General features: G+C 65.2%; 26 protein-coding genes. 9 read left to right on the top strand and 17 right to left on the bottom strand.

What is annotated here, in order from left to right; all coding sequences use genetic code 11:
- Positions 1 to 4 precede the first annotated feature (4 nt).
- From A7X65_RS10225 to A7X65_RS10180, 10 genes are all read right to left on the bottom strand, one after another.
- The gene (locus A7X65_RS10225) at positions 5 to 1,033 is read right to left on the bottom strand and encodes a succinylglutamate desuccinylase/aspartoacylase family protein (protein ID WP_063684353.1); all 1,029 of its coding nucleotides are present in this window, start codon (positions 1,031 to 1,033) and stop codon (positions 5 to 7) included.
- 62 nt (positions 1,034 to 1,095) lie between these two features.
- On the bottom strand, positions 1,096 to 1,440 hold the full coding sequence (locus A7X65_RS10220; RefSeq protein WP_063684352.1) for a RidA family protein: 345 nt from the start codon (positions 1,438 to 1,440) through the stop codon (positions 1,096 to 1,098).
- Positions 1,441 to 1,491: 51 nt separating this feature from the next.
- Positions 1,492 to 2,289, bottom strand: a complete 798-nt coding sequence (locus tag A7X65_RS10215) for a transporter substrate-binding domain-containing protein (protein WP_063684350.1) — start codon at positions 2,287 to 2,289, stop codon at positions 1,492 to 1,494.
- 26 nt (positions 2,290 to 2,315) lie between these two features.
- Positions 2,316 to 3,044 carry an amino acid ABC transporter ATP-binding protein gene (locus A7X65_RS10210; RefSeq protein WP_063684349.1) on the bottom strand — a complete coding sequence of 243 codons (729 nt, stop codon included), beginning with the start codon at positions 3,042 to 3,044 and terminating at the stop codon, positions 2,316 to 2,318.
- On the bottom strand, positions 3,031 to 3,681 hold the full coding sequence (locus A7X65_RS10205; RefSeq protein ID WP_063684347.1) for an amino acid ABC transporter permease: 651 nt from the start codon (positions 3,679 to 3,681) through the stop codon (positions 3,031 to 3,033). The genes A7X65_RS10210 and A7X65_RS10205 overlap by 14 nt, the downstream gene beginning before the upstream one ends.
- A 10-nt stretch (positions 3,682 to 3,691) precedes the next feature.
- Entirely contained in the window at positions 3,692 to 4,351 is a 660-nt protein-coding gene (locus A7X65_RS10200; protein ID WP_063684345.1) for an amino acid ABC transporter permease, read from the bottom strand.
- An 11-nt stretch (positions 4,352 to 4,362) separates the two neighbouring features.
- A complete protein-coding gene (locus tag A7X65_RS10195; RefSeq protein WP_063684343.1) occupies positions 4,363 to 5,655 on the bottom strand; it encodes an alanine racemase in 1,293 nt (430 codons plus the stop codon).
- 158 nt (positions 5,656 to 5,813) lie between these two features.
- A complete protein-coding gene (locus tag A7X65_RS10190; protein WP_063684342.1) occupies positions 5,814 to 6,656 on the bottom strand; it encodes a metallophosphoesterase family protein in 843 nt (280 codons plus the stop codon).
- Positions 6,657 to 6,762: 106 nt separating this feature from the next.
- The gene (locus A7X65_RS10185) at positions 6,763 to 7,623 is read right to left on the bottom strand and encodes a tetratricopeptide repeat protein (protein ID WP_063684341.1); all 861 of its coding nucleotides are present in this window, start codon (positions 7,621 to 7,623) and stop codon (positions 6,763 to 6,765) included.
- A gap of 3 nt (positions 7,624 to 7,626) precedes the next feature.
- The gene (locus A7X65_RS10180; RefSeq protein ID WP_063684339.1) at positions 7,627 to 8,253 is read right to left on the bottom strand and encodes a hypothetical protein; all 627 of its coding nucleotides are present in this window, start codon (positions 8,251 to 8,253) and stop codon (positions 7,627 to 7,629) included.
- 158 nt (positions 8,254 to 8,411) lie between these two features.
- Between A7X65_RS10180 and A7X65_RS10175 the strand changes: the two genes are divergently transcribed.
- Positions 8,412 to 8,834: an MAPEG family protein gene (locus A7X65_RS10175; protein WP_063684338.1), complete on the top strand. Its 423-nt coding sequence runs from the start codon at positions 8,412 to 8,414 to the stop codon at positions 8,832 to 8,834.
- A gap of 34 nt (positions 8,835 to 8,868) precedes the next feature.
- Positions 8,869 to 10,167: an RsmB/NOP family class I SAM-dependent RNA methyltransferase gene (locus A7X65_RS10170; protein WP_063684336.1), complete on the top strand. Its 1,299-nt coding sequence runs from the start codon at positions 8,869 to 8,871 to the stop codon at positions 10,165 to 10,167.
- Between the two features lie 250 nt (positions 10,168 to 10,417).
- Here the strand turns inward: A7X65_RS10170 and A7X65_RS10165 are convergent, their stop codons facing one another.
- From A7X65_RS10165 to A7X65_RS10150, 3 genes are all read right to left on the bottom strand, one after another.
- The gene (locus tag A7X65_RS10165) at positions 10,418 to 10,627 is read right to left on the bottom strand and encodes a cold-shock protein (RefSeq protein WP_008141931.1); all 210 of its coding nucleotides are present in this window, start codon (positions 10,625 to 10,627) and stop codon (positions 10,418 to 10,420) included.
- A 268-nt stretch (positions 10,628 to 10,895) separates the two neighbouring features.
- A complete protein-coding gene (locus A7X65_RS10160; protein ID WP_063684335.1) occupies positions 10,896 to 11,228 on the bottom strand; it encodes a DHCW motif cupin fold protein in 333 nt (110 codons plus the stop codon).
- Between the two features lie 379 nt (positions 11,229 to 11,607).
- Positions 11,608 to 11,979, bottom strand: a complete 372-nt coding sequence (locus A7X65_RS10150) for a nuclear transport factor 2 family protein (RefSeq protein WP_063684331.1) — start codon at positions 11,977 to 11,979, stop codon at positions 11,608 to 11,610.
- 150 nt (positions 11,980 to 12,129) lie between these two features.
- On the opposite strand from A7X65_RS10150, the gene guaA reads away from it, so the two are divergent.
- Positions 12,130 to 13,728, top strand: coding sequence for a glutamine-hydrolyzing GMP synthase (gene guaA / locus A7X65_RS10145; protein WP_063684907.1), 1,599 nt, complete (start codon positions 12,130 to 12,132; stop codon positions 13,726 to 13,728).
- Positions 13,729 to 14,142: 414 nt separating this feature from the next.
- Here the strand turns inward: guaA and A7X65_RS10140 are convergent, their stop codons facing one another.
- The 3 genes from A7X65_RS10140 to A7X65_RS10130 all read right to left on the bottom strand — a co-directional run bounded on the left by A7X65_RS10140 (position 14,143) and on the right by A7X65_RS10130 (position 16,056).
- The gene (locus tag A7X65_RS10140) at positions 14,143 to 15,222 is read right to left on the bottom strand and encodes a YeeE/YedE family protein (protein ID WP_063684330.1); all 1,080 of its coding nucleotides are present in this window, start codon (positions 15,220 to 15,222) and stop codon (positions 14,143 to 14,145) included.
- A gap of 74 nt (positions 15,223 to 15,296) precedes the next feature.
- Complete coding sequence (locus A7X65_RS10135; protein WP_063684328.1) at positions 15,297 to 15,647, bottom strand: ArsR/SmtB family transcription factor; 351 nt, start codon at positions 15,645 to 15,647, stop codon at positions 15,297 to 15,299.
- A 37-nt stretch (positions 15,648 to 15,684) separates the two neighbouring features.
- Positions 15,685 to 16,056: a thioredoxin domain-containing protein gene (locus A7X65_RS10130; protein WP_063684326.1), complete on the bottom strand. Its 372-nt coding sequence runs from the start codon at positions 16,054 to 16,056 to the stop codon at positions 15,685 to 15,687.
- A gap of 74 nt (positions 16,057 to 16,130) precedes the next feature.
- On the opposite strand from A7X65_RS10130, the gene A7X65_RS10125 reads away from it, so the two are divergent.
- Complete coding sequence (locus tag A7X65_RS10125) at positions 16,131 to 16,862, top strand: cytochrome c biogenesis CcdA family protein (protein WP_063684325.1); 732 nt, start codon at positions 16,131 to 16,133, stop codon at positions 16,860 to 16,862.
- Here A7X65_RS10125 and A7X65_RS10120 read toward each other — a convergent pair.
- Positions 16,859 to 17,578: a hypothetical protein gene (locus A7X65_RS10120; protein ID WP_063684323.1), complete on the bottom strand. Its 720-nt coding sequence runs from the start codon at positions 17,576 to 17,578 to the stop codon at positions 16,859 to 16,861. The genes A7X65_RS10125 and A7X65_RS10120 overlap by 4 nt on opposite strands.
- 86 nt (positions 17,579 to 17,664) lie before the next feature.
- On the opposite strand from A7X65_RS10120, the gene A7X65_RS10115 reads away from it, so the two are divergent.
- The 5 genes from A7X65_RS10115 (at position 17,665) to soxA (ending at position 20,507) form a co-directional block, all read left to right on the top strand.
- Entirely contained in the window at positions 17,665 to 18,246 is a 582-nt protein-coding gene (locus A7X65_RS10115; RefSeq protein ID WP_245323371.1) for a SoxW family protein, read from the top strand.
- A gap of 129 nt (positions 18,247 to 18,375) precedes the next feature.
- A complete protein-coding gene (gene soxX / locus A7X65_RS10110; RefSeq protein WP_063684322.1) occupies positions 18,376 to 18,843 on the top strand; it encodes a sulfur oxidation c-type cytochrome SoxX in 468 nt (155 codons plus the stop codon).
- An 18-nt stretch (positions 18,844 to 18,861) separates the two neighbouring features.
- Positions 18,862 to 19,314, top strand: coding sequence for a thiosulfate oxidation carrier protein SoxY (gene soxY, locus A7X65_RS10105; RefSeq protein WP_063684320.1), 453 nt, complete (start codon positions 18,862 to 18,864; stop codon positions 19,312 to 19,314).
- Between the two features lie 16 nt (positions 19,315 to 19,330).
- Positions 19,331 to 19,657 carry a thiosulfate oxidation carrier complex protein SoxZ gene (gene soxZ / locus A7X65_RS10100; RefSeq protein WP_063684319.1) on the top strand — a complete coding sequence of 109 codons (327 nt, stop codon included), beginning with the start codon at positions 19,331 to 19,333 and terminating at the stop codon, positions 19,655 to 19,657.
- A 28-nt stretch (positions 19,658 to 19,685) separates the two neighbouring features.
- A complete protein-coding gene (gene soxA, locus A7X65_RS10095) occupies positions 19,686 to 20,507 on the top strand; it encodes a sulfur oxidation c-type cytochrome SoxA (RefSeq protein WP_063684317.1) in 822 nt (273 codons plus the stop codon).
- The last annotated feature ends 6 nt before the right edge of the window (positions 20,508 to 20,513 follow it).

The following is a 20,513-nucleotide window of genomic DNA, read 5'->3' as shown; positions in this document are numbered from 1 at the left end:
AAACTCAGCGCGCAGGCAGCTCGTCACGCGACAGCGCGCGGCCGACCTGGACCAGGCAGTCGCCGCTCTGGCTGTCGGTGTGCAGGCGCTGCGAGATCACGATGCCGTCGGCGGGGAAGCGCAGCACCTCTTCGGCAAGCTCTGGACGCTCGAAGTCGTGGTACCAGCCCGCGACGTCGCCCGCCTTGACCCGCGCGCCGACGGTGACGGCGGGCTCGAACCAGCCGCGGCGCGTCGCGAACACCGCCTGGGCATGGCTTTGCAGCGCCAGCAGCTCAGTGGCGCGTTCGACTGGCGCGTGCGGCCCCAGCACCGGGGCCTGAACGAGGCCGAGGGCAAGCAGCAGCCGGTCGACGGCACGCGCGGTGAACGCCATCGTCTGCGGCGTGACGGTGCCGCCGCCGCCGAATTCACCTGACAGCCCGATCGCGCCGGCGCGGGCGGCGGCCGCCATCGAGGTCGGCGCAGTCGCACCGTTCTCGGCGACGAAGGCGAAGGGCATCCCGAGCCCTTCCATCAGGCGCAGCGCGTGGCCGAACATCTCGGGCGGTCCCTGGCGCTCGATCAGCGCGCACGGCACGTGCGCCATCGAGGTGCCGCCGGAGTGGATGTCGAACACGACGTCGTGGCGCGGAAACAGCGCGTGCTCGAGGAAGTGTGCGAGTCGAAACGTCGGCGTGCCCGCTTCATCGCCGGGGAAGGCGCGGTTGAGATTGCCTTCGTCGAGCGGCGAGCGGCGGCGCGCCGCCATCACGGCGGGGAAATTGGCAAAAGGAAGAATGGTGATCTCGCCCTTGATGTCCTTCGCGTCGAGGCGGCGATAGAGCCGCGTCAGCGTGATTTCGCCCTCATATTCGTCGCCGTGATTGCCGGCCATCAACAGCAGCTTCGGGCCGGCGCCGTTCTTGATCCGGAAGATCGGGATCTTGACCTGAAAATAGGGGGAGCGGTCGATCGAGAAGGGAATGCCGAGATGGCCGGACCATTTCTGGTCCTTCTCGAAGTCGATCTCGTGAAACAGTCCGGTATGCATGGCTTGCCTCGGGGCCGCGTCGTTGCCGACGCCGGCCGAAAGTTGAAGGAAGAGCGATGCTGCTACAGCAGCGCGACTGCGGTCATCTCGACGCGCAGATCGGGATCGGCGAGACGGGCTTCGACGCAGGCGCGCGCCGGCGGATTGGCCGGATCGATCCAGCCGTCGTAGACCGAGTTCATGGTGTCGAAGTCGGTGATATGCGGCAGGAAGACGTTGACCGCGATCAGCCTGGAGCGATCGGAGCCCGCTTCCTTCAGGAGCGCGTCGATCTTGGCCAGCACCTGCTGGGTCTGCGACACGATGCCGGCCTTGCGGTCATCGGCGACCTGGCCTGCGATGTGCACCATGCCGCCGGCGGCGACGGCCTGGCTCATGCGCGAGCCGACGACGTAACGTTTGATCATCTGAAAGTCTCCTCGTGAGTGCTCCCGCGACAAGCGCGGGAGCATGTCGGCCTACAGCGTCGGCAGCGACTGTTCTTCCTTGAACCATTTCAGCTGCAGGGCGCCGAGCTTGCCGTTCAGCTTGTTGAAGAAGATGTCGGTGTTGATCCAGTTGAGCAGGTTCTGCTCGCCCTGGCGCACGCCGACATGGGCTGGCGACTGGCGGATCAGGAACTTCAGCTCGACCTCCTTGGTCGGATTCTGGTCCTGGACCTTCAGCGCGATGGCGCTGTTCTCCGCAAAGGTGTCGGCTTGTCCTGCGAGAAACGCGGCAAGTGCGGCCGGCGTGTCCTCGAAGCGCACCAGCTTCACCTTCGGCGCGTTGTCGGTGAGCCAGACGTCGAGCGTCGAGCCCTTGGCGACGGCAACGCTGCGGCCGTCGAGATTGTCCGGCTTCTTTCCGGTGGCGGAGGGCAGCGATTTCGCGCCATAGACGCCGAGATTCACCACCGCATAGGGCTGCGAGAACATCACCTGCTGGGCACGCTCGGGCGTCGCGCCGAGACCGGCGATCAGCATGTCGATCTTGTCGGAGAGCAGGCTCGGGATGCGCGCGGCGCCCGTCACCGGCACCAGCTCGAGCTTCACGCCCATGTCGGCGGCGATCAGCTTGGCGAGATCGGCGTCGAGGCCGGCGATCTCGCCCTTGTCGTCCTTGAAGCCCCAGGGCGCGGCATCGGTGAGAATGCCGACGCGGATCTTGCCGGAGCCGAGCACGTCCTGGAGCTTGTCGGCCTTGGCAAGGTTTGGCGCGGCAAGGACGGCGAGGGCCGTCGCCGCGATGGTGAAGAGGGACTTCAATTGTCTCATGACGCTCTCCTTGAAGGGGGAAGTGGTTACTTGGCGGATGCGATGAAGCTTGCGAGTTCGGGTGTCTCAGGATTGGCGAACAGTTTGGCCGGCGGTCCCTGTTCCCAGACGCGGCCCTGGTGCATGAAGACGATGCGGTTGGCGACGTTGCGGGCAAAGCCCATCTCGTGGGTAACGAGGATCATGGTCATGCCTTGCTTCGCCATCGCCTCCATCACCTTCAGGACTTCGCCGACGAGCTCGGGGTCGAGCGCCGAGGTCACCTCGTCGAACAGCATGAGGTGAGGCGCCATGGCCAGGCATCGCGCGATGGCGACACGCTGCTGTTGGCCGCCGGAGAGCTGTTCCGGCCAGGCGTCGATCTTGTCGGCGAGGCCGACCCGGGTCAGCACGTCCTCTGCCAGCGCCCGTGCTTTCGCCTTGTCGATGCGGCCGGTGAGGAGGGGGGCCAGCGTGATGTTGCGCTCGACCTTCAGATGCGGAAACAAATTGAAGGCCTGGAACACGATGCCGACGCGCTGACGGAATTTCTTCAGGTCCGGCATCTTGGCGTGGACCTTCTGGCCCTCGACCCGGATCTCGCCGGTGTCGACGCTCTCCAGCGCGTTGATGCAGCGGAGCAGCGTGGACTTGCCCGAGCCGGAGCGGCCGATGATGGTGACGATCTCGCCTTCCTCGACATCGAGCGAGACGCCCTTGAGCACCTCGACCTTGCCGAATGTCTTGTGCACGTCGCGGATTTCAACGAGAGCCATCGAGGCGGGCCTCCAGGGAGCGGGACCAGAGCGTGAGCGGCAGGCACAGCGCGAAATAGATCGCAGCGACCAGCGCATAGGTGAGCAGCGGCTGGAACGTCGCCGCGCTCACCACTTGCCCTGCGCGGGCGAGCTCGACGAAGCCGAGAATGGAGGCGAGCGAGGTGCCCTTGATGAGCTGCACCAGGAAGCCGACGGTCGGCGGCAGCGACAGCCGCAGCGCCTGCGGCGCGATGATGTGGCGGAACTGCTGCCAGGCGGAGAGGCCGAGGCAGGCGCCGGCCTCCCATTGCGCCTGCTTCACCGCTTCCAGTCCGCCGCGCCAGATCTCGCCGAGGAACGCCGCGGTGTAGAGCGTGTAGGCGACGGTCACGGCAACGAGCGCCGGCACCTGGATTCCCAGGAACACCGGCATGCCGAAATAGAAGAAGAACAGGAGGCCGAGCAGCGGCACGCTCTGGATCACCTGAATGAGTGCGGCCATCGTCCAGCGCAGCCCGGCAAAGCGGCTGATGCGGCCCATGGCGAGCCCGAGCGCCAGCGGCGCACCGAAGAGCAGCGCGAGCACGACGAGCGCGACGGTCCAGCGCAGTGCTGTGAATAGCGAGACGAAATCGATGAGGGAGAAGGATCGCATGGCCTGTCCCTCAGCGCCGCCGCGGCCAGCGGAAGGCGGCCAGGCTGATGATGGCGAACAGCGCCTTGAACGACATCGCCATCGCGAAATAGACCGCGCAGATCACCGCATAGACCTCGAAGCTGCGATAGGTGCGGCTCTCGATGAAGCCGGCGACGTGAAACAGCTCATCGGTGGCGACCTGGGAGGCGAGCGAGGTGCCGAGCAGCAGCAGCACGAACTGGCTGGTCACGGCGGGATAGGCGTTGCGCAGCGCCGGCGGCAAGATGATGTGGCGGAACACCTGCCAGCCCGAGAGCCCGAGGCACTGGCCGGCCTCGATCTGGCTGCGCGGAATGGAATCGAGGCCGGCGCGGATGATCTCGACCGAATAGGCCCCGAAATAAAGCGACAGCGCGACGCAAGCGGCTTCGAACGCCGGCAGCTTCAACCCGAAGCTCGGCAGCACAAAGAAGACGATGAATATCTGGATCAGCGACGGCGTGTTGCGGAACAGCTCGATATACCCGCGCACCAGCCAGCGCAGCGGCGTGATGCGCCCCTTTAGCGCGACCGCGCCGGCGATGCCGATCACGAGGCCGGCCAGCGCCGAGATCACCGTCAACTCCAGCGTGACGATGGCGCCGTCGATGAGCTGGTTCTGATAGCGCCACAGCGGCAGGAAATTCATCGCGCCCGCTTTCAGCCGAACTGGGTTGGGAAGGCGCGCGTCACGACGCCGTCGGCGTCGAGGCCGAGGACGACGCTCCAGCGGTCGAGACAGGTGCAGGGATGCGAGATGCCGAAGGCGATGATGTCGCCGACAGCGAGCGCGGCTTCGGGCGCAACGGAGAGGAACGCATGCTGATCATTGAGGCGGGTCACGGCCAGCTGAGCGGCGAGCCCCTGCTGCTCGACGCCGTCGCGGAAGACGCGCAAGGGCAGGGGCAATCCCTGATCGAACGACGCATCGCGCATGCCGAAGCCCGCGATCGCAAGCCCGGCCTCGGGCCGCGACAGCACCTCGGCCCAGAGCGTCAGCGCGGGACGAAAGCTTTTGGCGGCGGAGTGGTGCAGGCCGTCGACGAGCAGGCCGCCGCGCCGATCGATGTCGGCGAAAGCGCGGGCATAGATGCCGTGATCGGCGAAGAACAGCGCGCCCGAGCGCAGCAGGACGATGGCGTTGCCGTCCGCCTGGGCGACCGGCGCCAGCGCGCGCGCGACGATGTCGAAATAGGCCGAGCCGCCGGCGCTGATGATCAGCGGCCGTTGCGGGACGGTGGCACGTACCAGCGCGAAGGCCTCGACGGTGCGCTCCAGCAGCGTCGCGATCGCGCGCAGCGTCGCCTCGGCATCGGATGTTGCGGCTGCGCCCTCATAGGTCGCGACGCCGCCGAGCACGAGCCGGTCGGCGCTCAGTATGGCCGCGATCGTGGCCGCGACCGCGGCGGGATCGCGCGCGCCGGCACGGCCCGCACCGAGCTCGACCAGCACGGAGAGCTCGCTGCGTCCGGCGATGCGCGCGGCTTCGGCGAGCGCTGCGACCGCCGCGGGCGAGTCCGCGAAGGCGTGAAAGTCGACATCGCCATAGGCGCTCAGCAGTGCACCGAGCCGCCGGCCGGCTGCGAGCCCGCCGATCTGGTTGGCCAGCAACAGGCGGCGCTCGCCGCTCGCGAGCAGCACCGCGGCCTGCTGGATGTTCGCGACCGTCGTGCCCCAGGCGCCGGCTGCGCGCAGCGAGCGCGCCAGCTCCGGCGACATCGGCGTCTTAGCGTGCGGCGCGACGGCAACGCCGGCGCTCCTGCACCAATTCAGGAAGAGGTCGCGGTTGGCTCCGAAGGCGGCTTCATCGAGGGTAAGGGCGGGCAGCGCGAGATCGCCGCGCGACGGTGACCAGCGCTGGCTGCCGACGTCCTCGGTGGCGAGGCCATCGACCAGGGGGATGCCCCGCGTGGTCGTCGAAAGGCGGCTATCCCTTGGGGACAAGAACTGCATCGTCGCTCCCTCGGCGGCCTTTTGACCGCTCAGGTCACGATATGTCTGAATGACAACGTTGTCATCAGCCAAATCTAACCAGTATGGGGACAAGTTCGATGCAAATAGGTAATTAGATAAGGGTATCTGCCGCCAGATTGAGCTGGTCGCGGATCGAGCTAGTGCTCGCCGCCCATCTGGGCGAGCACTTCCTCGATGTCGATATCGGCCTGACCTGCAGCCCTGAGGTGGCGGACCTCGAGACTGTCGGGCCGGAAGCGATACTCGACGAAGCCGGTCTCCTTGATCGCGATGCGGTCCTGACGCGCGTCGTTGATCCTGAAGCCAACGGACGGCGCCCAGACGTGGCGGGTGTGGCGGAAGGTGAAGTCGCGCCGCTGATGCACGTGGCCGCTGGCGATGAGGCGCAGGTCGATAGGCGCGAACATCTCGATCAGCCGCGCGCGCGCCGGCTGCGGCACGTAGCGGATCGAGGTCTCGGGCGTCTCTGGATCGTCGGGGAGGTTGAGGAATAGCGGCTTGTGCAGGAACAGCGCGACCGGCCTGCCGTTCACGCGCGAGATTTCCTGAGACAGCCAGTCGAATTGCCCGGCCTCGAAGGCGAGGCCTGAATTCATCACCAGCGTGTTGAGGCCGATGAAGCACCAGCCGGCGGCCTCGAACGACCAATGATCTTCGCCGATGATCTCGCAGAACTGCGCTCGGTGCGCTTCCGTGACCGGCGGCTTCGGCGCCGGCCCGATCGCGGTCGGATTGTCGCCGATGTCGTGATTGCCGGGAAGGTAGCGGCAGGGAACGGGCAGGGCGTCGTGCAGGCCCTTCGCGAAGACGACATCGTCGCGGCCGCTCGGCCCGTCGAAAGAGACATCGCCGGTGTTGACGACGAGATCGGGCCGCTCCGTGTCGATGTACTCGCAGACCGCGTGGCAGTTTGCGATCAGGCCGGGAAAGCGCCGGCCGAGATGCGTGTCGGAAATCTGCGTGAGGCGAAATTCGGACATGGCATCAGCATATCCGTGCTCGCTTGTCGGAACGATGACGCGCGCGCGTCATCCGCGCTCGAACAAAGTTTAAAGCAGACAACGTCTGAAGCAGGCGACGAGGAATCTATCCGCCGTCGAAACAAATCCGCCCGGCGCGTTTGCCATCGCGGAGGTCTTTGAGCACGTACGGACAGCGCAGGCGCTCCAGCGCCTTGCCGGCATCCTCATTGCCGAGCGCGGCAGCGCGCCTGTAATAGGCGATGGCGGCCTTGGCGTCCTTCTCGCCGGCACGGCCGGCTTCGGCATAGGCACCCAGCCGCTCCAGCGCATCCGCGTGATCGAGCGCGGCGGCTTTTTCGAACAGCGCCCTGGCGGCGACATCGTCTTTCGGCCCGCCGTCGCCGTCCTGCGTCATCAAGCCGAGCTGATACATCGCCTCGCTCGAATTCGCCTCGACGGCTTTGGCGTACCATTTGCGCGCCATCGCGACATCGGCCTTTCCGCCGACACCGGCACCGTAGAGCGAGCCGAGATTGATCATGCCTTCGACATCGCCGGCATTCGCCGCCTTCTCGATCAGCGTCCGTCCTTCGGCGATGTTCTTCCTGATGCCGTTGCCGTTGATCAGCAGCACGCCGAGGCCGGCCATCGCGGTGGAGCTGCCGGCGTCGGCCGCCTTGCGATAGGCGTTTGCGGCTTCGATGGTCTGCCGGTTGAATTCATGGGCGCGGCCGAGCTCGGTCCAGATGCGGCGTGGGGAATCGGACGCAGCTGCCGCCGCCTTGCACGCCTTCAGCGCGGCGGGGACGTCGGCGATGTCGAGCGTGCCCTTCACATCGGCCGGCCTGTCCGGATCGGTCGGATGGGCCGCAAGTCGGTCACAGGCGGCGATATCGGCTGGCGCGGCGATGGCCGACAGCGTTGTGGAGCAAAGGAGGGCCGCGAAGGCAAACGCCGTTGCCGCGCCGGATCTGCCAGGGGGCATTGGTCAAAGCACGCGATAGCGGATCGTGTAGGCATCCTGCGGCGCGATGCTGCCGGCCGCCGGCGAGGCGATGCGGTCGGCGAGGTGCCAGGGGCCGAACTCGACGGTGCGATGCGGCTCGGCGGCGAGGCGCAGGCGGAATTCGAAGGTGCCCTTGCCGGGCAGGTTCACGACCAGTACGCGGTCCGCGGTGCGGTGGTTGAGCGCGACCGCGCCACGCAGCACCGCGCGTCCGTCGTTGAGGTCCCGCACGCCGTCCACCAGCGCCAGCGTCTGGTTGCGGTCGGTGTGCAGCTCGATCTGGCTGTCGTTGACGGTCGTCAGCGTTTCCCGGGGCATGCGGATCTCGAACTCGACCGCCGGCTTGGACGGATTGAGCCCGAGATAGGCGAGCGCGGCGTGGCGCATGTCGTAGGCGGCAAAGACGAGCAGGACGAGCGCGGCGAGCGTGGCAAGACCGTGCCTGGCGACGTCGCGCCAGCTCCGGTAGCTCAGGCGGAAATAGACCGTCATCGCCATCGCCACCGCGAGCGCGGTGGCGATGCCCGCCAGCGCCGACATCAGGATGCCGAGCTGGCCGTCAGCGGATTCTGCCCAGGAGCCGATCGAAGAGCCAAACAAGCCGTTCATGGCGGTCTCTCGCCTTGTGCCCCGAAAAGGGGCGGAAATTGCTTAGACAATCGCAGGTTGGTCGCAGAAGCGGGAACACCGGTTCAACTGGCTGATTGTCAGCGTCAGGAGTCGCGGCTAATGACGGTCGCGGCGTTACGCCTTACGGGAAAGTTCCGATGTCCGTCCAAATGGTCCTGCTGCCTGTCTTCGTGCAGGTCGGTCTCACCTTCGCGCTCCTGCTCGGCATGGCCTTCGCGCGCCGCCGCTCGCTGGTCTCGGGCGAGACCAAGGCCCGCGACATCGCGCTCGGCGAGCCGAACTGGCCCCAGGGCGCCACCCAGATCGGCAATTGCTATCGCAACCAGTTCGAGCTGCCGGTGCTGTTCTACGTCCTGATCGCGCTGGCGCTGCCGCTGCGCCATGCCGATCTCTTCATCGTGCTGATGTCCTGGGTGTTCGTGGTGACGCGGTTTGCCCATGCCGGCGTGTTCGTCTCCTCCAACGATCTCGGCCGCCGCTCCACGATCTGGCTCGCCGGCGTGCTGGTGCTGCTCGCGATGTGGATCTACTTCGCGCTGAGAATGCTGTTGGTGATCTGAGCCTTATACGCTCAATCTAATCTGAAAGATTCAAATGACCCCCGCTGCCCGGCTGTCCGCAGCCATTGAACTGATCGACACCATCGAGAAGGACCGCGTGCCCGCGGCCAAGGCGCTGAAGGAGTGGGGCACCGCGCACCGCTTCGCCGGCTCCGGCGACCGCGCCGCGATCGCCGGCCTCGTCTGGGACGTGCTGCGCCGCTACGCCTCGAGCGCCTGGCTGATGGACGCCGACACCGCGCGCGCCAGGCTGATCGGCATGCTCCGCCTCGAGCGCGAGATGGACGCGGCGACGATGTCCGCCATGTTCGACGGCAGCCGCTTTGCGCCGTCGCCGCTGACCGAGGCCGAGCAGGCGGCGCTCGGCCATCGCTCCCTCAAGGACGCACCGGCGCCCGTCGCGGGCGACTATCCCGAGTGGCTCGACCCGTATCTCGCAAAGGTGTTCGGCGAGGACCGCGCCGCGGAAGCCGCCGCGATGGCGAGCCGCGCTCCGCTCGATCTGCGCGTCAACACGCTAAAATCCAATCGCGACAAGGTGCTGAAGGCGCTTGCTCATCTTCATGCGAAACCGTCGCCATGGTCGGCAACGGGCCTTCGCATCGAGCTTTCCGCCGATGCGCGCAATCCCGGCATCCAAGCCGAAGAGGATTTCATCAAGGGCGGCGTTGAAGTGCAGGATGAGGGATCGCAGCTTGCGGCCCAGTTCGCCGCGGCAAAGCCCGGTGAGCAGGTGATCGACCTCTGCGCCGGCGCCGGCGGCAAGACGCTGGCGCTCGCTGCCCTGATGCAGGGCAAGGGCCGGCTGATCGCGACCGACCGCGACAAGCGCCAGCTCGCCCCGATCCACGAGCGCCTGTCGCGCGCCGGCGTCCACAATGCCGATATCCGCACGCCCAAGGGCGAGGTCGATCCGCTTTCGGACATTAGCGGCAGCGCCGACCTCGTCGTGATCGACGCGCCCTGCACGGGCACGGGAACCTGGCGCCGCAACCCCGACGCCAAATGGCGCATGCGCCCGGGCGCGCTGGAGATCCGCCTGCGCGACCAGGCCGAGGTGCTGGAGCGCGCGGTTCCGCTGGTGAAGGCGGGCGGTCGCATCGCCTACATCACCTGCTCGGTGCTGGCGGAAGAGAACGGCGAGCAGGTGAGGGCGTTCGTCGCTCGCCATCCGGAGTTTTCGGTGGTACCGCCCGAGCAGACCGCGAGCGTGCTCTGGGACAAGGCCGAGGCGTTTGCGGACGCAGCGCTGCAGTCGCCGGAGGGGTGGCTGATGACGCCGCGGCGGACGGGGACCGACGGGTTCTTCGTCTCGGTGCTGAAGAAGGCGTAGCTTCTCGCGCGGCTCGCGTAGGGTGGGCAAAGCGAAGCGTGCCCACGATTTGCCCGTTGCGCAGAGATGGTGGGCACGGCGCAAGAGCGCCTTTGCCCACCCTACGGCACCGCCATCCAGGCGACACCATCTTTGATCGACGTTGTCATCCGGGCCCAAAAGCAAAAGCCCCGCAGACCGGTCCCGGTCGCGGGGCTTTCGTTTTCTAGCGTTCTGCCGGTACGTCCGCGGTCAGAACGTTGCGCAGGCGTTAGCCGACGCGGAGATTGTCAGCCGACGACTTGCCGCTGCGGCGGTCGGCGACGATGTCGAACGAGACCTTCTGACCCTCGTTGAGCGAGGAGAGGCCAGCGCGCTCGACGGCGCTGATGTGCACGAACACGTCCTTCTGGCCGTCGTCCGGCTGGATGAAACCATAACCCTTTTGGGTGTTGAACCACTTCACGGTGCCCATAGCCATGGGAATTTCCTTTAGTTAGTTAGATGAGGTTACGCACGTGGGCCGGTGCGCAGCATTGCGCCCATAGCCCTGATGAGTCGATGTTTGGAGAATTCATCTGGAAACGTGCGCGCCCGTCTGAAACGAAGCGAAGCGGCCCAGTCGTTCGGCCAAGTATCGATGATCACAATATAGCGAGAATTTGGGGCCACTTCAAGGCACCACCCGTGGCTCGGGATGCCGCGAAACTTTGCTATTTTGCGGTGCAAATTAACCGTCCTGGCGCACCTCAATCGACGATGAAAAGCGTGGCACCGGTGGCCGTCGAGGACCGGTGCGCGGCGTCGCCGAAGTCCGAAACCTGGTAGCTCATCCCCGCCGTCAGCTTGAACTTGCGCCCGTCGCGCAGCTCTGAATCGAGCTCACCCGCGAGCACGTAGAGCACGTGGCCGCGATCGCACCAATGGTCGGCGAGATAGCCCGGCGAATACTCGACCATCCGCACCCGGAGATCGCCGATATTGAGCGTGCGCCACTTGGCCTGACCGGTCTCGCCGGCGTGCGTGGTGGCCTCGACCTTGCTCCAGTCGGTGACGGTGAAGGGGGAGGTGGGGAGTTTCATCGGGGTGTCCTGTGTCAGAGCCGGCGGGCAGTGTTAGCGCAGGCCCGCGCCGCCGTCATTGCGAGGAGCGAAGCGAGGAAGCAATCCAGAAATGCATCCGCGGCAGCAGTCTGGATTGCTTCGTCGCAAGGGCTCCTCGCAATGACGCCTGCGGAAATAGCGCGCCCAACTAGCTGACCGTCACCCCTGAGGTGCGCGCCCTGCGAAGCAGGGCGAGCCTCGAAGGCGACAGCCTCGGCTGCCAGCTCGGCCGTGCATCCTTCGAGGCTCCCGGCGCGATGCTTTGGCATCGCGCCACTCGCACCTCCGGCGACGACGGCTTCGCTGTCGCGCGGGGATGACGGAGAGCGAGTGGCGGCGCGGCGCAAGATCGCAAATATCAATGCGGCAAATGGTTCGCCGACCCCTGCACGATCAGCCCCGCCTCATTCACCCGCAGATATTCGCAGATCGTCTTCCCCCGCTCGTTCTCGTAAAACACCACCACGCTGTCAGGGCTGACGAACACATCGATCAGCGTGAAGTGCAGCCCCGGCAGCAGCCCGAGCGCCTTGCTCCAATAGGCCCGCAGCGCCTCCTTACCCCGCACCGTGCCGGTGGCATCGAACCCCATCGCCGGAATCCGGTCCGAGGTCATCACGGCGGCCTCGTCGTAAAGCGTCAGCACGCGCTCGAGATCGCGCGCGTTCCAGGCCTCGACCCAGGTCCGGCCGAGCGCGGCAAGCGTCGATGGCTGATGATGCGAAGACATGGCATTCCTCCCTGATCGGCCCCTGTTTGCTGGCGGGGCAAATTAGGTCAATAATACTTACCTATATCCGTTTGTCCATGCCCAAAGAAGCATGTGGGCGCGCGAGCGAGCGCGGTTGCGGGCAGGGGGCTCATCGCGTATCTGCTTGCCATGACAGCAGCACAGAACGACCGCTCCGCGTCGACGCCCTCGGTGGCCTCGGCGCATGACAAGATTCTCATCGTCGACTTCGGCAGCCAGGTGACGCAGCTGATCGCGCGTCGCGTGCGCGAGGACGGCGTCTATTGCGAGATCGTCCCGTTCAACAAGGCCGAAGAGGCCTTCAAGGAGATGAAGCCGAAAGCGGTGATCCTCTCCGGCGGCCCCGAGTCGGTGCACGAAGCCGGCTCGCCCCGCGCCCCGCAGCTCATCTTCGCTTCCGGCGTGCCCGTGATGGGCATCTGCTACGGCCAGATGACCATGGCGGCCCAGCTCGGCGGCGAGGTCGAGGGCGGCCATCACCGCGAATTCGGCCGCGCCGATGTCGAGGTCAAGGCCGACAGCAAGCTGTTCGAGGACGTCTGGTCGTCAGGCAGCAAGAACCAGGTCTGGATGAGCCATGGCGACCGCATCACCAAGATGCCGCCGGGCTTCTCGGTCGCCGGCACCTCGCCGAACGCGCCTTTCGCGATCATCCAGGACGAGAAGCGCAAATATTACGGCCTGATGTTCCACCCCGAAGTGGTGCACACGCCCGACGGCGCAAAGCTGATCCGCAACTTCGTGCGCAAGATCGCCGGCCTCACCGGCGACTGGACCATGCGCGCCTTCCGCGAGGAGGAGATCCAGAAGATCCGCCAGCAGGTCGGCAAGGGCAAGGTGATCTGCGGTCTCTCCGGCGGCGTCGATTCCGCCGTCGCGGCCGTGCTGATCCACGAAGCCATCGGCGACCAGCTCACCTGCGTCTTCGTCGATCACGGCATGCTGCGCCTCGACGAAGCCAAGACCGTCGTCGATCTGTTCCGCCACCACTACAACATCCCGCTCGTGCACGTGGATGCCTCCAAGCAATTCCTCGGCGAGCTCGAAGGCGTCACCGACCCCGAGAAGAAGCGCAAGACAATCGGCCGCCTCTTCATCGAGGTGTTCGAGCAGGAGGCCAAGAAGCTCGGCGGCGCCGACTTCCTGGCGCAGGGCACGCTCTACCCCGACGTGATCGAGAGCGTCTCCTTCACCGGCGGCCCTTCGGTGACGATCAAGTCGCACCACAATGTCGGCGGTCTGCCCGAGCGCATGAACATGAAGCTCGTCGAGCCCCTGCGCGAGCTGTTCAAGGACGAGGTCCGCAAGCTCGGCTACGAGCTGGGCCTCCCCGAAATCTTCGTCGGCCGCCACCCGTTCCCGGGCCCGGGCCTCGCCATCCGCTGCCCCGGCGACATCACCCGGGACAAGCTCGACATCCTGCGCAAAGCTGACGCCGTCTACATCGACCAGATCCGCAAGCACGGCCTCTACGACGACATCTGGCAGGCCTTTGCGGTGCTGCTCCCGGTGAAGACGGTCGGCGTCATGGGCGACGGCCGCACCTACGACTACGTCGTGGGCCTGCGTGCCGTCACGTCAACGGACGGCATGACCGCGGACTTCTATCAGTTCGACATGAAGTTCTTGGGCGAGACCGCGACGCGCATCATCAACGAGGTGAAGGGCGTGAACCGGGTGGTGTACGACGTGACGAGCAAACCGCCGGGGACGATTGAGTGGGAGTAGTGCTGCCGGACGGTACCTCGCAGCTTCGCATAGTTTAGTCGACTTTTCCTCGTCCATCGCGTTGAGAATTCTGATCGCATGGTGAGCTTGGCTTATCGCAGCAGAAATCCGAAATCCATTGCGACGTCATTGTTGGAGTATTGCAGCGCGCACGATCGTACAGCAGGGCCGAGCGCTTAGAGCCCGTACCACTAGGTTTTGGGCAAAGCGGACACGGGCGGTCATGTCCGAGCAGCAGATCCTTTTAGTTCGCGACTGATCATCGCCCCTCCAAACTGGATTGGCGATGATATTAGAGCATCAGCCATATTCGCCTATCCAGCCTCAAGCTCGAGCGAGGAGCTACGGTCGCGAGATACGGAGTGGGAGCCGCGGTGCAATTGAGTGCGCCTGCCAAAACGAAGTGCCGGTCCGTCAAGTCGAGGCGCCGAACAGCCTGCGCACCGCGGGCAGCCACTCTCCGGTCATCGTGAACTCCAGCCCGAGCCGCGCCCCGCAGGCGATCGCGAGCATTGTCATCGGAGCCGAGATCGCAAGCGTCGAGAACGCGCTGAGGCCTTGACCGATAGTGCAGCCCATCGACATGATGCCGCCAATGCCCATCAACAGCGCCCCGATCATGTGACGCTTCAATTCGCGGGCATCGTCGCAGGCCTCCCAGCGGAAGCCGCGCGCGAGCATCGCCGCGGCAAACGAGCCCGCGATGACGCCGGCGACCGAGCCGATGCCGAAGTTCAGCCGCGCCCCGGAGAAGGTGGCGATATAGAGGATGGTATCGCCGAGAGGCGCCACGAAGGTCAGCGAGGAGACCCGCACCGGATCGAACTCGTCGTCCGCAAGCCACCCCGTTGCGAACCACCCGAACGCGATTGCAGCGCCGACGGCAAGGCCGGAAGCGAGCAGTCGCGGCGAGCGGATCAGCTTGCCGTCTGCGAGCGCCCAGAAGGCAAGCGCGGCGGCGATGGCCACGACGAGGATCGCACGCGCCGTGCCACCTGCGCCAAGCAGGGACGTCAGCGTCTGCGTGTTTCCCTCGGGAAGCTGCAGAGACAATGGCTCGATCAGGGCCACGCGGAGCATGCCGGTTATGCCGCGCATGGTGGCAAGTGCCGACAGGCCGAGCACGAGAAAGACCACGATGGCGCGCAGGTCACCGCCGCCGACACGCACCAGCGTGCCGAAGCCACAGGTGCCGACCAGCGCCATGCCGATGCCGAACATCAGCCCGCCGATAATCGCTCCGCCAAGCCCGATCGACGATGTCAGGTAGATCGACCGCGACAGATCGACGATGCCAAATGCAACGAGCGTCTGGGTCGCCAGCAGCGCTACGGCCGCAGCCAGTGCAAAAGATTTCAGCCGGCGCAAATCCGCGCCGAAGAACGCGTCTTCGAGCATCGCCAATGTGCAGAATCGACCGGCACGGCCGGCAACGCCGAGCACGGCGCCGGCGGCAAGCCCGCATGCGAACGCTATGGTCGAAGGGCTCAGCATTCCTCCCGCAAGATGCTTGTTCTGTCTCTTGGGGCAGTCTGCGCCGGAGGGGTGCGAAAATCCAGCGCGGAAAACTACCGGCGCCGCCGGCGGACCGGCTCGCAGAACACGTCGTAGATGGCCGTCAGAATCTTGCGGACATCCTCGTTGGCGAGGCTGTAGTAGATTGTCTTGCCGTCACGGCGGGTCGTGACCAGCCGATCAAGTCTCAGCCGCGCGAGTTGCTGCGAGACGGTCGACTGCCGCTCGCCGAGGAACTGTTCGAGCTCGGTCACGGATTTCTCGCCCTCGGCGAGGATGCAGAGCAGCAGCAAGCGGGACTCGTGCGACAGCGCCTTGAGCATGTCGCTCGCCTCGCGCGCCTTCTCGATCATCTGCTCGAGTTCGGCGGAGCCCTCGATCTCCTTCAGCTTTGGCAACGGCATTGCGTCAAAGTCCTCTGAGCAAAATCCGTAAGAGCGGTCACAACCTGGCCGGTTCGGATCCTGTGCTGGACAGGATCCGGTCCAAGAGGCCGAAGAAGAAGGCATCCCCCGGATAGCCGCGAATGCGTCCGATCTCACGGCCGTCTTTTACCACGACGAAGGTCGGCGTGAAGACGCCGGGATCGATTCCGGCGAGATCGGCCGGCAGGGGGCCGTTCAGGTCGACCCGGCGCAGCGGCGCGGCCCGGCTTTCCTCGGTTTTGGCGTAGATCGGCGCGATCTCGGCGTCGAAGCGCGCGCACCAGACGCAGCCGGGTCGCTCGAACATGACGAGCTCCGCAGCGCGCGATCTCGCGGCCGGCAGCGCGAACGCCATAGTCAGCGCGAGCAGGGTGATGATTCGGTTCATTCCGGTAACGGTCCTCTGGACTTCCTCGACGGTTTATATCATTAAATTCGTATATGTAATAGGGATGAGGCGCAATGACCTTGGACGTCACGCTTGGCGCGGCTTTCGTCGCTGGCCTGTTGTCGTTTCTGTCGCCCTGCATCCTGCCCCTCGTGCCGCCCTTCCTCTGCTACATGGCCGGCGTCTCCGTCACGGATCTGTCCGGCGACAGGCCGGATCTGCGGCCGCGCGTCCTTGTCTCCGCCCTGGCTTTCGTGACCGGTTTCTCGCTGGTTTTCGTCGCGCTCGGCTCGACCGCGTCGATCGCGGGACGCTTCATCTCGGCACATCTGTCGACGCTCGGCATGGTCGCCGGCGGCCTGATCATCGTCATGGGCCTGCACTTCCTCGGCGTGCTGCGGATTCCGCTGCTCTATCGCAGCGCGACCGTACAGGTCGACCATCGGCCGGCCGGCGTGGCTGGGGCCTTCGTCATGGGCCTGGCATTTGCGTTCGGCTGGACGCCCTGCGCCGGCCCCATCCTCGCCGCCGTCCTGCTGATGGCAGGATCGGAGGACACCACTGGACGCGGCGCGCTGCTGCTGTTCGCTTATTCGATCGGAACCGGCATTCCGTTCCTGATCGCGGCCGCCTTTACCGGCAGATTTATCGCGCTGCTCGGCCGCGTGCGCCGGCATCTCGGCCTGGTCGAGAAGACTATGGGCGCCTTTCTGGTCGCGACCGGTCTGATGTTTCTCACCGGCCTGATGCCGGTGGTCTCGGAATGGTTGCTGGAGCGATTCCCCGGGCTGACCAGTATCGGCTAGCCGTAGCGGAAATCGAGCAGCTGGGCATAGGACTGCAGCTCGATCAGGTAGCGATGCACCAGCGGCCCGTCGCCGGCCATCGCCGCATGCGCGATTGCGCCGCTGCTGGCGATCGCGCCATCGATCAGGCGACGGAATTCGCTCTTCTCCGCGATCTCGGGGCTTGCCCAATCGTTACAGCGCTGCAGACGGTCGCGAAATGCGCCTGCGGCGGCAACGGTGTCCTCGGCGTTCGCCGGCGCGGTCTGCCCACCATACCGCGTGGCCGCGATGCGCAGCTTCTCCATTGACGGCGCGACCTCGAAGACGCAGTCGCCGAGATCGTAGAGGCCCGCACGACGCCTCAGCTCATGAAAGGACTGGCGAAGTGCGAGCAGCTCGCGGCCGGCGGCGACATTGTCTCCGCCATCCAGTGCGCGCGTTGCTGTGGTGAGCCGCTCGCCGCCGCGATCGAGAAATTCCGCCAGCGCGGCCGCGGCATAAACGGGCAGGGAGCCGGACGCGGTTGGCGCAAGTCGCTTCCACGCGGCCACCGCCTCGTCGGTTTCCATCTGGGCCAGCGCGATGTTTCCAGTGCGTGCATAGCTCGCGGCGGTGCGCAGATTGGCCATGATCGGCGCCATTGCCGATGCAAAGTCAGCAGATTTGCCGGCCTCGGCGCCGAGAATGAGCACGGTCGAAGCCAGCCATGCCAGCAGGGCGATGATGCAGCGCAAGATCGGAAATCCTTGTCACATTCGTGTATTTGAATATCATAATGAAAATGACCGATGCGCAAGATCCTCCGAAGCACAAATCCCTGATGTCGCCTCGCACACAGACGCGGCGCGGCTTTCTCGCCCTGGCGTCGGGGGCTGCCCTTGCCGCGGGCCGCGGCGCGGCGGCTGCCGAGCCCGCGCTTGGTGAAGACGGGATCTATCATGAGCCCTGGTTCTTGCAGAGCTTTCTCGATCTGCGCGAGGATCTCGACAGCGCGGCCGCCGGCGGCAAGCGCCTCGCCATCATGTGGGAGCTGCGCGGCTGTCCCTATTGCCGAGAGACGCATCTGGTGAACTTTGCCGATGCCGACATCACCAAGTATATCCGCGACAATTTCGAGGTGTTGCAGCTCAATCTGATCGGCTCCCGCAAGGTTACGGATTTCGACCGCCAGGAATTGACCGAGAAGGACCTCGCCCAGAAATACGGGATCAGGTTCACCCCGACGTTTCAGTTCTTTCCGCCGTCATCCGACGGCATCGAAACGAAAGAAGCGATGGCGCGGGAAGTGGCGCGGGCGCCCGGCTATCTCAAGCCGCCGCACTTCCTTTCGATGTTTCGTTTCGTGCGGGAGCGGGCCTATGAGCGCGGCTCGTTCCGGGATTTCCTCGCCGCAAACGGTTAGCTGAGAGCGTTTCCGCGAATTTCGCTTGACGGCGCCTCTTATATGAACATATCATAATAACTGAATTTGATGGATTGTAAGTCCGTCGCGATCAAAGACGGGGCGTCACCCGTCATGAGGGTAGGAAACATGCGGCGCTCGCTCGTAGCTGCGTTTGCACTGTGTCTGTCGGCCGGAGGCGTTCGCGCCCAGGAGCCGGCGAAATTGCCGGCCGCGGAGCCGATCAAGCTCGACGTCGTCAATGACTCGCTGCCGAAGTCGTTGACCGCCACGCCCGGCAATGCCGAGGCCGGAAAGAAAGTGTTCCTCACGCGCACGCTCGGCAATTGCCTGGCCTGCCATCAAGTCACCAGTCTGAAATCCGAGGAATTCCACGGCGAGTTCGGTCCGTCGCTTGACGGCGTCGCCGGCCGTTACACCGAGGCGCAGTTGCGCCTCATCGTCGCCGACCCCAAGCGCGTCTTCACCGACACGGTCATGCCCGCGTTCTTCAAGAACGATGGTTTGAGCCGGGTGCGCCCGGAATTTGTCGGCAAGTCGATCCTGACGGCCGCGCAGGTCGAGGACGTCATCGCTTTTCTCAAGACGCTGAACTGACGGCGGGGAGGACCAGGAATGAAAGCCATCAATCGACGGCAGGCCTTTGCGCTCGGGGGCGGCTTCGTCATGCTGACCGTGTTGCCCATGGCGGCCGATGCCGAAGTGACGAACGATGCCGCAACGTGGATCGAGAAGTTCACCGGCGGCAAGAAACCTGCCAAGGGCAAGATCTCGCTCGACCTGCCGGAGATCGCGGAGAACGGCAACACCGTGCCGCTGTCGATCAACATCGAGAGCCCGATGACCGTAGACTCTCATGTCAAGGAAGTCATGATCCTTGCCGACGGCAACCCGAATGCGGGCGTCGCGACGCTGTCGTTCACGCCGCTGTCGGGCAAGGCGGAAGCCTCGATCCGCATCCGGCTCGCCGCCACGCAGAACGTGGTCGCGATCGCGAAGATGAGCGACAGGTCGCTGTTCTCGGAACAGAAGACAGTGAAGGTCACAATCGGCGGCTGCGGCGGCTAACGGCAGGAGATAGACGATGGCAGACAAACCGCGCATCAAGCTTCCGAAGGAAGCCGCCAAGGGCGAAATCATCCAGATCAAGACCCTGGTCTCGCATGTCATGGAATCCGGCCAGCGCAAGGACGCGCAGGGCAAGACCATTCCGCGCAAGATCATCAACAAGTTCGCCTGCGAGTTCAACGGCAAACCGGTATTCGCTTGCGCGCTTGAACCGGCGATCTCCGCCAATCCCTACATCCAGTTCGACGCCAAGATCGACGAGGCGGGAACGTTCAAATTCGCCTGGACGGACGACGACGGCACGGTGATCACCGCCGAAGAGAAGATTGCGCTCAAGGCGTGATGCGCATCGCGCATTGAGGGAGGCTCGGATGGCGCCACGATATGTTGGGTTAGCCGCGGCAATTGCGCTCGCCGCGTCGGTTGCAACGGCCGCCCTTGCACAGGACGCCGAGCGCAAGGGCATCCCGGCGCCGCCCGGCCACGTCTTCAACACCATTATTTCCGGCTACCAGTTCCGCAGCAAGGAGACGCGCGCCTTGCAGGACGACGACCTGGAAAATCCCGGCTTCCTCGCGGTGGAGCGTGCCGCCGACGCCTGGAAGAAGGCCGAGGGCAGCGAAGGCAAGTCGTGCATGAGCTGCCACGGTCAGCCCGAGACGAGCATGAAGGGCGTCGGCGCCACCATGCCGAAATGGGACGACAAGCTCAAGAAGCCGGTCAATCTCGAGCAACGCATCAATATCTGTCGTGTCGAGCACATGAAGGCGGAGCCCTGGAAATTCAAATCCAGGGAATTGACCGACATGACGACCTTCGTGAAATACCAGTCGCACGGCATGCCAGTAGCGGTGAAGACCGACGGCCCGATGTCGCCGTGGTTCGAGCGTGGCAAGCAGACCTACTACACCCGATACGGCCAGCTCGATCTCGCCTGCGCCTCCTGCCACGAGCGCAACAACGGCAAGTTCATGCGCGCCGATTTTCTGAGCCAGGGTCAAACCAACGGCTTTCCGACCTATCGGCTGCGCGATCAGCGTGTTGTGCCGCTTCATGAGCGCTTCGAAGGCTGCATGTTCGACGTGCGCGCCGAGCCGTTCAAGCCGCTCTCGGACGAGTTCCTGGCTCTCGAACTCTACGTCGCCTGGCGCGGCATCGGCTTGCCCGTCGAGACGCCGTCGGTCCGTAACTGAAACGAC

This window comes from Bradyrhizobium stylosanthis (genome assembly GCF_001641335.1).
Classification (GTDB): Bacteria; Pseudomonadota; Alphaproteobacteria; order Rhizobiales; family Xanthobacteraceae; genus Bradyrhizobium; species Bradyrhizobium stylosanthis.
This window is presented reverse-complemented; position numbering and strand designations above follow the sequence as displayed.

Excerpts from the sequence above, each read along its gene's own strand:
- A7X65_RS10225 (WP_063684353.1), bottom strand. The coding sequence starts at position 1,033 with ATGCATACCGGACTGTTTCACGAGATCGACTTCGAGAAGGACCAGAAA.
- A7X65_RS10220 (WP_063684352.1), bottom strand. The coding sequence starts at position 1,440 with ATGATCAAACGTTACGTCGTCGGCTCGCGCATGAGCCAGGCCGTCGCC.
- A7X65_RS10215 (WP_063684350.1), bottom strand. The coding sequence starts at position 2,289 with ATGAGACAATTGAAGTCCCTCTTCACCATCGCGGCGACGGCCCTCGCC.
- A7X65_RS10210 (WP_063684349.1), bottom strand. The coding sequence starts at position 3,044 with ATGGCTCTCGTTGAAATCCGCGACGTGCACAAGACATTCGGCAAGGTC.
- A7X65_RS10205 (WP_063684347.1), bottom strand. The coding sequence starts at position 3,681 with ATGCGATCCTTCTCCCTCATCGATTTCGTCTCGCTATTCACAGCACTG.
- A7X65_RS10200 (WP_063684345.1), bottom strand. The coding sequence starts at position 4,351 with ATGAATTTCCTGCCGCTGTGGCGCTATCAGAACCAGCTCATCGACGGC.
- A7X65_RS10195 (WP_063684343.1), bottom strand. The coding sequence starts at position 5,655 with ATGCAGTTCTTGTCCCCAAGGGATAGCCGCCTTTCGACGACCACGCGG.
- A7X65_RS10190 (WP_063684342.1), bottom strand. The coding sequence starts at position 6,656 with ATGTCCGAATTTCGCCTCACGCAGATTTCCGACACGCATCTCGGCCGG.
- A7X65_RS10185 (WP_063684341.1), bottom strand. The coding sequence starts at position 7,623 with ATGCCCCCTGGCAGATCCGGCGCGGCAACGGCGTTTGCCTTCGCGGCC.
- A7X65_RS10180 (WP_063684339.1), bottom strand. The coding sequence starts at position 8,253 with ATGAACGGCTTGTTTGGCTCTTCGATCGGCTCCTGGGCAGAATCCGCT.
- A7X65_RS10175 (WP_063684338.1), top strand. The coding sequence starts at position 8,412 with ATGTCCGTCCAAATGGTCCTGCTGCCTGTCTTCGTGCAGGTCGGTCTC.
- A7X65_RS10170 (WP_063684336.1), top strand. The coding sequence starts at position 8,869 with ATGACCCCCGCTGCCCGGCTGTCCGCAGCCATTGAACTGATCGACACC.
- A7X65_RS10165 (WP_008141931.1), bottom strand. The coding sequence starts at position 10,627 with ATGGCTATGGGCACCGTGAAGTGGTTCAACACCCAAAAGGGTTATGGT.
- A7X65_RS10160 (WP_063684335.1), bottom strand. The coding sequence starts at position 11,228 with ATGAAACTCCCCACCTCCCCCTTCACCGTCACCGACTGGAGCAAGGTC.
- A7X65_RS10150 (WP_063684331.1), bottom strand. The coding sequence starts at position 11,979 with ATGTCTTCGCATCATCAGCCATCGACGCTTGCCGCGCTCGGCCGGACC.
- guaA (WP_063684907.1), top strand. The coding sequence starts at position 12,130 with ATGACAGCAGCACAGAACGACCGCTCCGCGTCGACGCCCTCGGTGGCC.
- A7X65_RS10140 (WP_063684330.1), bottom strand. The coding sequence starts at position 15,222 with ATGCTGAGCCCTTCGACCATAGCGTTCGCATGCGGGCTTGCCGCCGGC.
- A7X65_RS10135 (WP_063684328.1), bottom strand. The coding sequence starts at position 15,647 with ATGCCGTTGCCAAAGCTGAAGGAGATCGAGGGCTCCGCCGAACTCGAG.
- A7X65_RS10130 (WP_063684326.1), bottom strand. The coding sequence starts at position 16,056 with ATGAACCGAATCATCACCCTGCTCGCGCTGACTATGGCGTTCGCGCTG.
- A7X65_RS10125 (WP_063684325.1), top strand. The coding sequence starts at position 16,131 with ATGACCTTGGACGTCACGCTTGGCGCGGCTTTCGTCGCTGGCCTGTTG.
- A7X65_RS10115 (WP_245323371.1), top strand. The coding sequence starts at position 17,665 with ATGTCGCCTCGCACACAGACGCGGCGCGGCTTTCTCGCCCTGGCGTCG.
- soxX (WP_063684322.1), top strand. The coding sequence starts at position 18,376 with ATGCGGCGCTCGCTCGTAGCTGCGTTTGCACTGTGTCTGTCGGCCGGA.
- soxY (WP_063684320.1), top strand. The coding sequence starts at position 18,862 with ATGAAAGCCATCAATCGACGGCAGGCCTTTGCGCTCGGGGGCGGCTTC.
- soxZ (WP_063684319.1), top strand. The coding sequence starts at position 19,331 with ATGGCAGACAAACCGCGCATCAAGCTTCCGAAGGAAGCCGCCAAGGGC.
- soxA (WP_063684317.1), top strand. The coding sequence starts at position 19,686 with ATGGCGCCACGATATGTTGGGTTAGCCGCGGCAATTGCGCTCGCCGCG.